The sequence below is a fragment of the Paenibacillus sp. EB106-04-04-XG159 genome, assembly GCF_058791835.1.
On the sequence record NZ_JBYTDY010000013.1, the window covers coordinates 1 to 13,167 of the forward strand.

A 13,167-nucleotide genomic window follows, 5' to 3' on the forward strand; every position below is an offset into this window, starting at 1 on the left:
CTCTGTTAAACCGAGCTGAGGAAAATAAACCAACTGTTTTTGTTTTTTACACTGTCTACTTGACAGGTAGCACTTCACTCTTTAAGGTGGAGCGGCTTTTTTCTGCGCAAATGGATCATAACCGTTATCTATCGGCAATAAATGGAGAGGAGTGTCGGACTATTTCCAGTAAATAACATGAAACGCGCAGTTACTGTCATACGTAACGATGCAATATATAGTGAAAAGGAGCACAAAACCTACATGACTGGCCTACAGCAAGTGTTACAGAGTAAAGGAATGAAACGATTCTCGGTAATAGTTCTGCTTCTTGTATTTATTTATGCATTTAGAAGTATGATGAATTTGCTGCTAATCTTCTACATTCTGACTTACTTAATGAATCAACTCCATAAGTTCTTGACTCGCAAGATGAAGATTAAGACCAAGGCTGGCATGTTAACGACCTTAATTCTTCAGTACGCCATATTCATTGCGTTAATAGGGTTTGGTATATATAAGCTGATACCGAGTGTCCTAACGGAGTTGAAGCCTTTAGTAGATCAGGTAGTTACATTTTACGAGAAGCCGCTGCCTGTTGTTGAGAATCAATTCCTTCAGGACATACTCGCATCAGTCCAGAGCATCGATTTCTCTAAGTATGTGAATCAAGGGATGACATTCATGCTTAACCTCGTGAATAAAGTCAGTGCGGTGGGCATGAACATCATTATGGCATTGATTCTCAGTTTATTCTTCTTGTTAGAGAAGGATCGAATCAAGCAGTTCATTGATCATTTTAGAACGAGCAAGTTGGCTTATTTCTTTGAAGAACTGTGCTATTTTGGAAACAAATTTACACATTCTTTCGGTAAGGTGCTGGAAGTACAGGTAACGATCTCGTTCCTAAACTGCATCATGTCGTTATTTTTCCTGTGGATAATGGGCTTCCCTAATCTGGTCGCACTTGGCCTCATGATCTTTGTACTCGGCTTAATCCCGGTAGCGGGCGTGTTCATCTCTCTTATTCCATTATGTGCGATTGCCTTCTCGATCGGCGGTTTTAAGTTTATCGTTTATGTGCTTATTATGATTGCCGTGCTGCATTCATTTGAAACGTATCTGATGAACCCGAAGCTGATGTCAGCTAAAACGAAGCTGCCAATCTTCTTTACGTTTATCGTACTGCTGGTTTCTGAGCATTTTATCGGAGTGTGGGGATTAATTCTTGGCATCCCATTGTTTATCTTCGTGCTTGACCTGTTAGATGTTAAATTTGCGGACAAGTCTTTGGAGAAGATCAATAGTGCTCATTAATCGTAACGGTGAGAATGTACAAGAAGAATCACCTAGTTGTCCGAAATAGGCTCCAAATGAATAATAAAGATGTATGAAATGCGAAGAACCCTTGATCAGGCAAGGGTTCTTTTTTGATTTGCTGTACATGATGGCGATTGTGGTTAAATTGGAAGGAATTGCTTATTTAATCTCGAAAACGTATACATGAATGCTTTTAAAGCTATGGGGGTGTGCACATGAACGAGAATCACAACTACTTTATTACAGGTTTTCCCGGTTTTATCGCTAGTTTAATAATTCAAGGGATGTTGAAATGCGGGCGTCCAATCGAGCGTATGTACATGCTTGTACTTCCAGATCTAGTGCAGAAAGCACAGGATGAAATTGCATCCATTGCTGCGCAAGAAGGGGTGATGCTTGATTTATTTACGATCGTACCAGGAGACATTACGAAGCAGGAATTAGGTATTGATTCCGTACATCTTCCTATTATGAGAAAAAAGATCACGCATGTATTTCATCTAGCTGCAATATACGATCTAGCGGTGCCCTATGAAATAGCCTATCAAGTGAATGTCGTCGGTACTCGCAATGTCACGGAATGGGTACATGCATTGGACGGCTTAAAGAGGTACGTTTATTTTAGTACCGCTTATGTGTCTGGAAGACGTGAAGGGCGAATTCTGGAATCGGAGCTTCAGCATCAGGCAGGTTTCAAAAATCATTATGAAAGCACGAAGTATGAGGCTGAGGTAATCGTGAAGGAAGCGATGAGTCATATCCCAACAACGATCATTCGTCCGGGAATCGTCAGAGGCGATTCGAAGACGGGTGAAACGATTAAGTTTGACGGACCTTATTTTATGCTGAATATGATAGATAAGCTGTCCTTTCTGCCGTTCATGCCTTATATGGGAAAGGGAGAAGCCAAAGGAAACTTTGTGCCAGTGGACTATATTATTTCTGCTGTTCTTTATCTTGCGCATGATCAGGTAGGTGAAGGAAAGACTTATCATTTGGCAGACCCTAAGCCTTATCCGATGAGGGACGTATACCGAATGCTGATGAAGGAGTACTTGGGCAGAGAGCCCAAAGGAATGCTGCCGCTTGCAGCAGTCAAGCCATTCATGCAGCTCGCGATGATGCGAAAATGGCTGAGAGTGGAGAAGGAGGGGTTGGACTATTTTAGCTGCATGTCCAAATATGATTGCTCACAAGCGGTACGCGATCTTCAGGGAACCGGGATCCTATGTCCTGATTTTCAGGAGACAATTGCGCCAATGGTCTCTTATTATCGCAAGCACAAGAACGACAAGAGCAAGCAGCTAAACATTAAGTGACAACTATGCTTTTCAGAGATGCTGAATCGTGATAGAGACAACAAACAGAAACGCTAAATAACCTGCCACTAGGATGCAACAATTGGGGGTAGATATGGGACAGGAAGAAAGGTAATTCAGTAAAACGGACACTTTGCTGGTCATGTTGACGATTCTCGTTGAAGCAGGTACGATGGACAGGCATTCGAGTTCAGCAACGCGCAGGCTGCTTGCGTGAACTAACGAAAGGGGATACGGTCACATGAGCAACAAAGAAGTAATGGAACAGATCGATATGCTGGAATGGGAAACACGTTATTGGGACCAAGGGTATGAATTTATTGCGGGTATAGATGAGGTAGGCCGAGGGTGCTTGTTTGGAGATGTTGTAGCCGCTGCAGTTATTATGCCGAAGCATGTGAGCTTGGATGGAGTGAACGACTCTAAGAAGCTGACGGAGAAGAAGCGGGAGCTACTATATGAACAGATCATTAATGAAGCAGTGGCATGGTCAGTGGCGCGGGTAGACGCTGCAACAATTGACCGCATCAATATTAAGCAGGCCGCGCGCATGGCGATGAAGATGGCAGTCGAAGGCCTGTCCACATCACCTGATGCGCTGCTCATTGATGCTGAGCGAATTGATCTGCCGCTGCCGCAGGAAGCATTGGTCAAAGGGGATGCAAGGAGCCAAACGATTGCTGCTGCTTCCATCTTAGCTAAGGTGACACGAGATCGTCTATGTGCTGGAGAATGGGAAGAGATGTATCCTGGCTATGGAATAGCTGTGCATAAAGGGTACGGCACTAAAGCGCATTATGCGAAGCTGGATGAGCTTGGAGCAACAGATCTGCATCGCAGAAGCTTTCTTAAGAAGTGGGAGGACCAGCGAAATACGTTGTTTTAGTCTAACAGAGGAATGGAACAGTCTGATTCATATCTGATGTAATTAGGCGGAAAATGCTCTATGTATTTAGTTGATTCCCGTTTCTGCCGATAAATAAGTTAGACTTGTTGTGGAATCGGGGGACGAACATGAATATTACAAGCATGGTACGCGGTATGATGGGGGATGCGAAGCCCGGTGAAACACGCGTGCTGGAATTAAAGACCGGGCAGCAGGTACGCGGAATCGTGCAAAGTGTTTCGGAAAATGGTAAAGAAGCAATCGTTCAAATCAACGGTGTCGCAGTGCGCGCCGTATTAGAAGCACCATTGCAGCAAGGTCAAGCGACTTGGATGGTGGTTGAAGGTCAACAGGAAGACGGCGTCATTATGTTGAAGCCGTCAGATGGACCTAATGCGCAGCCGCTGCCGACCTTGGCGGATGCATTGAAGCAGGCAGGCCTGCCGGATGAGCCGTGGGCGCGAACGCTTGTATTAGAACTGCAGAAGAACGGGGTCCCGTTAACACGCGACTTCATGGAGCGTCTAGGTAAAGCGATGCAGCTGAAGCCTTCGGGAGTGCCATTGGAACAATGGATGCAGGCTGTTGCAGTCGCAGTGAAGCGTCAGCTGCCGTTAACAGCAGCTGGCATAAGCGGCCTGCAGCAAGCGATGTTCGGCAAGCCGTTGAATGAGCTGCTGACAGCGTTTCTGAAGGCGGGCGATACGCTGCAGGGCGGCGGTATGGCGAATACGGCGTGGAGTGGAGTGCTGAAGGAATCGCAAGCACTGGTGCGCACGCTGCTGGCGCTTATGCCTTCCTCAAGCGGCGGGGCAGGTGGAAGTGGAACTGCTGCGGGCTCGGCTGTTGCGGGGCAAGGTAGTGCGCTAAACGCTGGCGGTGCCGGGGCAAGTGCGCTGCCGCAGGGCGTGCAGGCTGTGCCAAGCGGAAGCGGGGTGCTGGCACAGGGCGGTACGACCACGCTGGCTGCGGGCAGCGCAGCCGCAGCGAATGCGGGGCAAGGTGGCGCGCCAAGCGCGGGAGCTGGCGCCACTGGTGGCGCGGCCAATGCGGCACAGGCGCCGGTGGGCAGCGGAGCGGCGAGTGTGCAGCCGCAGCAGGCAGCGGGCGAGCAAGCGCCGGTGGGCAGCGGAGCGGCGAGCGTGCAGCCGCAGCAGGCAGCAGGCGCACAGGCGCCGGTGAGCGGCGGAGCGGCGGGTATGCAGCCGCAGCAGGCAGCAGGCGCGCAGGTGTCGGCGGGCAGTGGAGCGGCGGGTGTACAGCCGCAGCAGGCAGCAGGCGCGCAGGCGCCGAGCACGCCCGCGACGCATGCAGGCGGCATGATCGGCCGCCTGCTGACGCTGCTCGGCGTATCGCACGAGCACGGCGTGCAGCGCACGCTGCTGCAGGGCAGCGCCGCGGCGCCTGCCCAGGCTGCGCCTGCGGCACCGCCAGCGCAAGCGGCAGCGACCGCCGGTCCGGCTGCGCCGGAGGCGGACGTGCCTGCGCAAGAGCTGCTGCGCCAAGCCGCTGCTATGCCAGCGGCCGCGCGCCCTGCCTGGGACGGTTCAATTAACCCGTCCCAGGCACAACAAACGCAAGCTGCGCCGCAAGGGGGCGCGCTTGCGCAGGAGTCGCTGAAGAGCGCGCTGCTTCAGCTCCTCCAGAGCGATAGCTTGCCTCCGGCAATACGCGAGTCCGCTCAATCGATTGTGCAGCAGATAACGGGGCAACAGCTCCTGCTGGCAAGCGATCGCTCGCAGCCGTTTGCGCATGTTACATTGTTTGTGCCCTTTGTAACTCCAGACGGGCAGCAAACGGCTGCAGTGCATGTGCAGGCGCGGCAAGGACGTAAAGGCGAGCTCGACGCCGGCAACTGCAGGCTGTGGTTTGATCTCGAGCTGAAGTCTCTAGGTCGGACGCTCGTTGATGTGAATGTCGTTGAGAAGCTGGTTGCTCTCAACATTCATCATCCGGATGAGGACATTCAAGATAAACTGCGTCTATTCCGCGGCGAGATTGAAGCAGGGCTGGAGCGAATCGGATATCAGATGTCGGCTTACCGGCTGCTCGATCTGCCGAAGAAGGAAGAACGCTCCGAACAAGCGGAGCGAATTATAAAAGATTACACGTCCGAGAGCTACAAGGGGGTAGATCTTCGCATATGAAGAACAACAACTCCAATAAACGCGCCAAAGCAGTAGCCCTCTCCTATAAGCCGGGTGAGACGGAAGCTCCAGTCGTTGTCGCTAAAGGACAGGGATTTCTCGCGGAACAGATCGTGGAAAAGGCCAAGGATCATGGTGTGCCTATCCAAGAGGATGCTTCGCTCGTTGAAGTATTGTCAAAGCTCGACATTGATCAGCAGATCCCGGGGGCGCTGTATGAATTAGTTGCAGAGGTGCTTACCTTTATATACAGGTCGGATCAACGTGCGGCATCGGGCTGGTATGATCATGAGTAATCACAAGGGTAGTGGAATGCGTCGGTCTTCACATACTGTGATCAAGTCTACTGGCAATGAGAAAGTGGCAAGAGGGAGAGAAGCGGAAGAACTGGCTGTGCAGCATCTGCTCGGTATCGGCTTGACGCTGATTGCAAGGAATTGGCGCTGTCGCGGAGGAGAGATCGATGCCATCATGCGGGATGGTGACGAGTGGGTGTTCGTTGAGGTCCGGAGCAGGCTGGAATCTGCTGGCTATGGTACAGCCAAAGAAGCCATTCATTCTAGAAAACAGCAGCGTGTCCGTCAATTGGCTGAGAGGTATGCAGCTTTGAACGGATTATATGATGCTGGATTGCGCTGCGATGCAGTTGCAGTCACCTTTCATTCCGATGGCAGAGCGCCAGTGGTAGAACATTTTCGAGCTGCCTTTTAATCGAGATAATTGAAGTGCATCTTGGATCGGAACAGTAAGAATTTCACCATCATCGCGTTAACTTTGTATAGCAATCCGCTAAATAAAGGAAAAACTGATTACATTTCGGGAATAGAAGGGTGATACGATGGATAAGCATCTGTTCTTAATTGGGGGAGGACCTCCGTTTCCTGCACATTCGGCCAAACGCTTTACTGAATTGCTCTCAGATCCGAAAGCTCCAGTAGCTATCTTAATAGTAGGGAAAGAAGGCTGGGAGCAACATATTCCTAGATACACTCAGGCATTGATCGATTGTGGAGTAGAGGAGTTTCGCTTCCTGCCGCTTCCTTCAACTTCAGTTGAGCAGGTGGTAGAGTGTATCAACAACTGTTCTGGAATTATTATTGGGGGCGGGAATACGAATCTGTATGCAGATTACATTGTAGAAACGGCAATTTCCGACTCTATTAAGCAAAAATATGAGGCAGGCATTCCAGTCGCGGGATTTTCCGCGGGAGCGTTGATCAGCCCGGCTACATGTGTAATTTCTCCTAAGGATAACGAGCAGCATGAATTTCAACATCGAAAGGGAATGGGCTTAATATGCAATGTAGTCATTGCCGTGCACTTTTCAGAGTGGGAAGAAGAAGGTCATCTGAGAGAAGCAGTCAGCCAATTCAGCGACTATGCCAACTATGGAATCGATGAAAATACTTGTGCTTATTTTGTTAATGGACAGCTTAAAGATACGGACGGCAATGGCGTATTCAGTATAGAGAATGATAGATTATCGAAAATAAATTAAACAGTAGAGGTTAAGATAGCAAATGTATTGCGTCAGATTTGAGGAATATGAGTAAATGAAAAGCGGTGTATATCCTGTGCGCAGGGATAAACACCGCTTTATGTTTATACTGTTCCGTTTGGCTAGCTGACAGCAGCTGTTTCGGCTCCGTTTTTTACGCTCCAATTATACTTTTATGATTTAGACCACTCATCATTGGAAATAGGACACCACTTTCCGTTATCAAAAGGTAGAAATGAATCAACTTATCCGTAAGTCGCTGCGTAATCATCGTCGATTTACAGTTTGCGCTTCGCGTTTGCCCCAATCCAGACTGCGATAGCGGATCGCTTCGACCGTATGCTCGGTCGTGATGCGTTCACTGCCTTCGAGATCAGCGATTGTACGGGCCAGCTTAAGGATCCGATCATGAGCGCGAAGGCTCAGACCGAGCTGCTCATATACATCGTTAAGCAAGGTGGATGCCTCATCTGTCATCTGACAGAAGCGTTGCAGCCATCTGCCCCTTAGCTCGCTGTTGAAGCGTATTGGTAGATTGCGATAGCGAATATGCTGACGTTCATGCGCTTCCATCACGGCTTGCCTCATCTCGGATGAGGAGAGCGTCTGTTTATGCCAATCCTGCAGCGGTGCTCTAGGCACGGTCACTTGAACATCAATGCGATCAAGCAATGGTCCTGACAGCTTGCTGCGATATTGATTGAGGCGTGCGGGTGTACAGGTGCAGGTCTGCTGATTGAATCCGTCATATCCGCACGGACATGGATTTAACGAACATGCCAGCATGAAGTGTGCTGGAAAACGATATACCGCACGGGCTCTGCCGATCGTTACGCTGTGCTCCTCCAGCGGCTGACGCAGCACCTCCAGCGCTTGGCGCGGGAACTCGGGCAGCTCATCGAGAAACAGCACGCCGCGATGCGCCAGGCTGACTTCGCCAGGCTTCGGAATGGGGCCTCCGCCGATCAGGCCGGCGGAAGAAATGGAATGATGCGGCGCGCGGAAAGGTCGCTCGCGCATCAGCCCGGAGCTTAGCTGCGTCCATTTTCCAGATACGCTGTACAGCTTCGAAACCTCCAGCGCTTCATTATCTGTCAACGGCGGCATGATCGTCGGCAAACGGCGAATGAGCATGGTCTTGCCGGTGCCTGGTGGGCCGGACAATAGAACATTATGCAACAATACCACGTATCGAAAATCCTCATTTTAAAGAGTCTTATCTAATGGATAAGGCTTTTTTTGTGCGGAAAATTCAGTTTTTGTGGAGGGTAATAATGGAAAGTGTCGAAAGTAGTATTAAACTATTTCAGAGGAGGATTATCAATGTTAGTTGATGATATCAAAGTTTACTGGAATCCTGATAAGACTGTCAATCATGTGGTGGCATCCACACAGGTGAAAATGGATCAGATGACCGTTACGAGAACAACAAAGGTTATAACAGGAGGAGAGTATATTGTCGCTCCTGTAAACCCACAGAAACTCAGACACAGGGGCAAGAAAGGTGTCGTTGTAGGGTTCATTAAAGAAGAGTGGGAACCCATCAAAGTTAAATTAAAGTTTACTGACAATAATCGAATCGGTAAAATTGATGTTCGTGATTTAGATGTTATATAGGAATATTCCAATAAGGCTCTCCGTCAACATGCAGGAGAGCCTTATGTATTTAACCTTAAAATTCATGCATATATCAGACAAACTAAACAATGCAATTATTCAATACTTCCACTTTCAAATTGCATAAGTATGGATATGTCTTTGATATTCAATGCGTGTGCGACCTTTTCTAACATCTCTAAGTTTACTTCTTGTCTGTTTGAACTACAGAGTTTGGAGATACGTGCTTGTGCAACACCTGACTTTTCAGCAAGTTCCATTTGAGTAATTCCTTTCTCCTTCATAACTTCCTTCAACTTTATTCTAATTCTCATCATTATTAAATTCCCCCTTGACATTATATGACCCTAAGCGTATATTATGAGTATGACCGCAAGCGTATATTTGACTAAGATTATACTCTTTATTTTCGGGAAAGTATATACTTTTCTGCTAGTTTTCTATTGCCAAAAAGGAGGAATTTATTATGGGGATTATTAAAAACGTTGTTGATTTTACGGTTGAGATGCAGCAGGCAAACACAGATGGTGAGAAGCTCATTGACCTCACTATTAATATGGGGGAGAGTAAGTTGGACTTCCTGAAATTGTGTGCTGTGTATGGTGGCGTATTAACGGTAAGGATTGCTGATTGGTACATACAATCTCAACAATCCCTCAACGAATTTATTGCTAACTTTTTTGATGGTGACTTAGACTCACTGTACACAAATCTTACTGACTACGCTCGTTATGTAGAGCATTACAACTATACTGTAACAGATGACTACAAGCCTATATTTGTTTAAGCGTAAAAAAGCCTAGTAAATTACCTACTAGGCTTTGGTCTTTTTCTATTAGTATTGACTTAAATATTTTGTATTTAGTATGATGATAACGGAATAAAAATTATTAATTATAGCATTTTACATATATAAAGTAAACATAAAATTAATGGAGGGTAAAACTTGCAAGACACAATCGTAATAACACAGGAACGAATGGCTGGATGGTTAATGTTTAACCGATTCCACAAGCTAGATGAGAGGATAGACTATAAAGATAGTACACGTAAAATATATATCTTTAAGGATTCACCTCTGCTAAGACAAACAATGCATAAATATACAGAATATAAATCCATGATATAGGGAAAGGGCGTTCAGAATAATTGGGGATCGAAACAAATTACAGGGAATTATATGGTGCGAAATATGTATCGAAAATGGAAAATCTCAAGAAACAAATTATTGAAGGTGATACAGACGATAATACGTTTAAAGTTATCGATATTGAAGCTGGACTTGGAAAGTCAGTTGAAACGAATCGAATCATCAGGGAGTATCTTCTGAGTTTCCAATTCGCTCAGTCTAATTTTAGTAAGACTAATCGTAAATTTTTGATTGTTAAACCATTTGCAAAAGATGTCCTTGATACAGAGAGAGCAATAGCAGGAGTTGATGAGCAACTTAATAACAGATATCGTCAATCTATAATTGGGATCACTAAAGACAACTGGCGAACTATACGATTAGACGAAGGCAAATTGTTGGATGCTGATGTCATTATCATCACGCATTCTCGGTATAAAATACTGTGTTCCAACACAGAAATGAGAGCATTACTAACTCAAGGTAGACATATCATTATCATCGACGAACGTATAGATTTTCCTAAATATACATTCACAAAAGAAACATATAAACAGATGGTAGGATTATTAGACACAGCATTGCTTAAGGATTTAGCTGATATCTGCTCTCCACTCTTTAACGAGATTAAACGTATAAGGGCGCTTATAGATAATAAAGAGTATAGTTTAAATGAGATAATTAAAGCTCGTCCCAAGTTTGGTAAAAAGGATCATTATAAGTTAGATAAGTTTATATCCGATGTGTACAGAAACATGCAATATTTAGACGAAGATGAAGATTATCTACAAGGAGCCAATAAAGTAAAGGATTTTATCAACTCTCTCAAATGTTTGTATCATAACGATTACTGTTACTATAACAATAATACTCTCACTGGCTGGAATAGAGATGATAAGTTATGGGGGCTTAATAATAACATAATTTTAGATGCCAACGGCAGCTTTGAAGCACTATACTCCTCAGATGATAAATGGCTTAATAAATTCGTTTTAAATAAACAAAGCAATATTGTCAATCACCGCAATTCAAGTATTACACAGATACAATACAATTCATCGGCCTCAAATATCAAAGCGAACGAAGAATATTACTTCGAGGAAATTGTAAAGCTTATGCACGATAAAAGGAAAAATAATGAAAAGACATTAATTGTCCTCCAAAAAAAGTTTGTAACGTCTCAAAAAGGTGACGGATCGTTTATCAATAAAATGAGGGAATCAGGGATAAATGACATCTTTATCGGATCTGAAAGCGAAGACGATATCCGTACAATAAACGATGAACGATATGCAGTAACATGGTTCGGTAACATCATAGGCAAAAATGAATGGAAAGACTTTAACCAATGTTGGATAATTGGAACTCCTAATATCCCATTACAGACGCACATCATTAATCTTGCACAATATTCTGGGCGAGCATGGAACATGAGTAGGAAGATAACCAGTCAAAAAGGTAAAGGATTTAAGTTTAAACATGATACTTATGATAAGATCAGGCAAGGCTATATAATTGGTGAGATATATCAATCAGTTAAACGTATCCAGCGTAATGAACAGCCAAGAGGTCAGATTTTTATCGTTAACAGTGATGAGACTATATTTAATAAGATTGTGCGACAACTAGCTAATATACGAATTACAGAGCCAATAAAAATCAATACTGCTCAGATTGAGGATAATCAGCCTACAACAGTCCGACAGGATGACGGAGCGATTGCAAAAAAGAAGCAAATCCTGTCTTTTATTCTGAACAGTAAGAGAGATTTAACCAAAGAAGAAATTGCTTTGCACGTCGATATACCAAAGTCTCACTTAAGCAGATACCTTAAAAAAAGCGATGCACTATTCAAAGGATATATTGATGCTAAACTATTCAGCATAGAACACCATAAGGTTAAATGGCAGTAAATTAAACTTTAAGAGTCCGACTGATACACAAGGAAACAAAAGATTCGCTTATCGCTCACTTTCGTTCAATTCGTATAAGGCATACGCCTATTACGTTGATATATCTATTATAGGAAAAGTGGCGAGTTTGCCATTAAACTCAATGAAAATATAGGTTTTTCGAGTGTGAAATTTTTAGACTTTTTATCGATTTTCACTGTTTTTTGGTCAAAACTCAGACTATCTATGGCGAGTTTGAAAGTTATAAATTAACCGAAATACGCATGTATTGCAGGAATCGTTGGAAATACCTGAGCGATAGCGAATGGTTTTTTAATCGATATAGTATCAGTCGGACTTCGTAAGTCTGTTGCTGCATTAAGCACGCAATATGAACGCTAGATAGGAACTATGGAGTACTCTGGAGATTACGAAATGCAGCTTGCATAATAAATTCATATCCATATAATATTTGTAAGGGGATAGAGAGCCATTATTTGCACTCTCTATCTTGTGTCTAACGCTTTACCTTGCGGTGCTTATCCTTTCTCGGAGGATAGGTACCGTTTTTCGTTTTGTATATTAAATCACATAAAATAGAGATGATAATATTAACATTAAATGCGGCCAAGGAGGACTAAAAATGAGAGAAGATACGAGTTCAAAATTTACTCAAGTTTATTCATTTACATCGAAGTTTGGTATGGTGAATGTGTTAGTGGGGAATAAAAATAAGCAAGACGTAATGGATGGAATACATAGGGCAGTTGCTCAATCAATGATAAACACAGGAGCTAATAAAGTATACAACCATAGTATAGTACATCATAAATAACGCTGGTGAATTGTATCGTTTACTCTAGATTAGTTTCCAAGGATTTTTATGATAATTCGAACATGGCGAATCACCATATCCGAATTTGAAAGCAAAGATACTCTAGTCAGAATTCTGAAGTAGGGTGTGCAAAATTTTGCACACCCCCACTTAACATTCTTTCTTCAGCCTTAACTCTCTCAATAACCTCTAACCAATACAAAGTCGTTTTGAAACGAAAAAGTCTATAGATATTGATAAGTTAGGTAAGATTTAGTTTGTATTGGAATGTAATTAGGTGTATTACATTTTGATGTGATGAGATTAGATGAATGACAGTTGTATAAGGTTGTTACATAATGTCACAATCCAAAATACGACTCTGGGACATCATGTCCTAGAGTTAGGTTTTACTTGAACCGACCATCAAATTTTTATTGAATAATACTGATCTATTAATTCATAGTTAGCTTACTGGATACATGATTATACACTTTTACTTGATTAGTGAAGTTCAGGGTGGACGTCACCATTTAATTGAGTAGATGTAAAGGTTAAGTCCAGTG

Annotated in this window: 12 protein-coding genes and 1 pseudogene; 11 read left to right on the forward strand and 2 right to left on the reverse strand. The window is 44.3% G+C overall.

All coding sequences use genetic code 11. The features are described 5' to 3' along the window. The first annotated feature begins 243 nt into the window (after positions 1–243). From AC3WTP_RS16085 to AC3WTP_RS16115, 7 genes are all read left to right on the forward strand, one after another. Entirely contained in the window at positions 244–1,296 is a 1,053-nt protein-coding gene (locus tag AC3WTP_RS16085; protein ID WP_492395651.1) for an AI-2E family transporter, read from the forward strand. 218 nt (positions 1,297–1,514) lie between these two features. Further along, on the forward strand, positions 1,515–2,618 hold the full coding sequence (locus tag AC3WTP_RS16090) for an SDR family oxidoreductase (RefSeq protein WP_492395652.1): 1,104 nt from the start codon (positions 1,515–1,517) through the stop codon (positions 2,616–2,618). A gap of 241 nt (positions 2,619–2,859) precedes the next feature. After that, on the forward strand, positions 2,860–3,504 hold the full coding sequence (gene rnhB, locus AC3WTP_RS16095) for a ribonuclease HII (protein ID WP_492395653.1): 645 nt from the start codon (positions 2,860–2,862) through the stop codon (positions 3,502–3,504). Positions 3,505–3,632: 128 nt separating this feature from the next. Then, positions 3,633–5,651 (forward strand): TP0910 N-terminal domain-containing protein, encoded by a 2,019-nt coding sequence (locus AC3WTP_RS16100; protein ID WP_492395654.1) that lies wholly within the window; start codon positions 3,633–3,635, stop codon positions 5,649–5,651. Beyond that, positions 5,648–5,947, forward strand: coding sequence for an EscU/YscU/HrcU family type III secretion system export apparatus switch protein (locus AC3WTP_RS16105; protein ID WP_492395655.1), 300 nt, complete (start codon positions 5,648–5,650; stop codon positions 5,945–5,947). The genes AC3WTP_RS16100 and AC3WTP_RS16105 overlap by 4 nt, the downstream gene beginning before the upstream one ends. Continuing rightward, positions 5,940–6,362, forward strand: a complete 423-nt coding sequence (locus AC3WTP_RS16110; protein WP_492395656.1) for a YraN family protein — start codon at positions 5,940–5,942, stop codon at positions 6,360–6,362. The genes AC3WTP_RS16105 and AC3WTP_RS16110 overlap by 8 nt, the downstream gene beginning before the upstream one ends. A gap of 127 nt (positions 6,363–6,489) precedes the next feature. Further along, positions 6,490–7,149, forward strand: a complete 660-nt coding sequence (locus AC3WTP_RS16115) for a Type 1 glutamine amidotransferase-like domain-containing protein (RefSeq protein WP_492395657.1) — start codon at positions 6,490–6,492, stop codon at positions 7,147–7,149. Positions 7,150–7,416: 267 nt separating this feature from the next. Here AC3WTP_RS16115 and AC3WTP_RS16120 read toward each other — a convergent pair. Further along, a pseudogene (locus AC3WTP_RS16120) lies at positions 7,417–8,328 on the reverse strand (YifB family Mg chelatase-like AAA ATPase); the annotation flags it as partial. A gap of 144 nt (positions 8,329–8,472) precedes the next feature. Between AC3WTP_RS16120 and AC3WTP_RS16125 the strand changes: the two are divergent. After that, positions 8,473–8,766 carry a hypothetical protein gene (locus tag AC3WTP_RS16125; RefSeq protein ID WP_492395658.1) on the forward strand — a complete coding sequence of 98 codons (294 nt, stop codon included), beginning with the start codon at positions 8,473–8,475 and terminating at the stop codon, positions 8,764–8,766. Between the two features lie 95 nt (positions 8,767–8,861). Here AC3WTP_RS16125 and AC3WTP_RS16130 read toward each other — a convergent pair whose 3' ends face one another. After that, positions 8,862–9,083: a helix-turn-helix domain-containing protein gene (locus AC3WTP_RS16130; protein ID WP_492395659.1), complete on the reverse strand. Its 222-nt coding sequence runs from the start codon at positions 9,081–9,083 to the stop codon at positions 8,862–8,864. A 149-nt stretch (positions 9,084–9,232) separates the two neighbouring features. On the opposite strand from AC3WTP_RS16130, the gene AC3WTP_RS16135 reads away from it, so the two are divergent. From AC3WTP_RS16135 to AC3WTP_RS16145, 3 genes are all read left to right on the forward strand, one after another. Beyond that, positions 9,233–9,553 carry a hypothetical protein gene (locus AC3WTP_RS16135; RefSeq protein WP_492395660.1) on the forward strand — a complete coding sequence of 107 codons (321 nt, stop codon included), beginning with the start codon at positions 9,233–9,235 and terminating at the stop codon, positions 9,551–9,553. 362 nt (positions 9,554–9,915) lie between these two features. Then, on the forward strand, positions 9,916–11,808 hold the full coding sequence (locus tag AC3WTP_RS16140) for a hypothetical protein (protein ID WP_492395661.1): 1,893 nt from the start codon (positions 9,916–9,918) through the stop codon (positions 11,806–11,808). Positions 11,809–12,430: 622 nt separating this feature from the next. Beyond that, positions 12,431–12,622 (forward strand): hypothetical protein, encoded by a 192-nt coding sequence (locus AC3WTP_RS16145; RefSeq protein ID WP_492395662.1) that lies wholly within the window; start codon positions 12,431–12,433, stop codon positions 12,620–12,622. The last annotated feature ends 545 nt before the right edge of the window (positions 12,623–13,167 follow it).

Coding starts and splice junctions, on each gene's coding strand:
- AC3WTP_RS16110 (WP_492395656.1), top strand. CDS start 5,940: ATGAGTAATCACAAGGGTAGTGGAATGCGTCGGTCTTCACATACTGTG.
- AC3WTP_RS16090 (WP_492395652.1), top strand. CDS start 1,515: ATGAACGAGAATCACAACTACTTTATTACAGGTTTTCCCGGTTTTATC.
- AC3WTP_RS16100 (WP_492395654.1), top strand. CDS start 3,633: ATGAATATTACAAGCATGGTACGCGGTATGATGGGGGATGCGAAGCCC.
- AC3WTP_RS16135 (WP_492395660.1), top strand. CDS start 9,233: ATGGGGATTATTAAAAACGTTGTTGATTTTACGGTTGAGATGCAGCAG.
- AC3WTP_RS16105 (WP_492395655.1), top strand. CDS start 5,648: ATGAAGAACAACAACTCCAATAAACGCGCCAAAGCAGTAGCCCTCTCC.
- AC3WTP_RS16115 (WP_492395657.1), top strand. CDS start 6,490: ATGGATAAGCATCTGTTCTTAATTGGGGGAGGACCTCCGTTTCCTGCA.
- AC3WTP_RS16085 (WP_492395651.1), top strand. CDS start 244: ATGACTGGCCTACAGCAAGTGTTACAGAGTAAAGGAATGAAACGATTC.
- AC3WTP_RS16125 (WP_492395658.1), top strand. CDS start 8,473: ATGTTAGTTGATGATATCAAAGTTTACTGGAATCCTGATAAGACTGTC.
- AC3WTP_RS16145 (WP_492395662.1), top strand. CDS start 12,431: ATGAGAGAAGATACGAGTTCAAAATTTACTCAAGTTTATTCATTTACA.
- AC3WTP_RS16130 (WP_492395659.1), bottom strand. CDS start 9,083: ATGATGAGAATTAGAATAAAGTTGAAGGAAGTTATGAAGGAGAAAGGA.
- rnhB (WP_492395653.1), top strand. CDS start 2,860: ATGAGCAACAAAGAAGTAATGGAACAGATCGATATGCTGGAATGGGAA.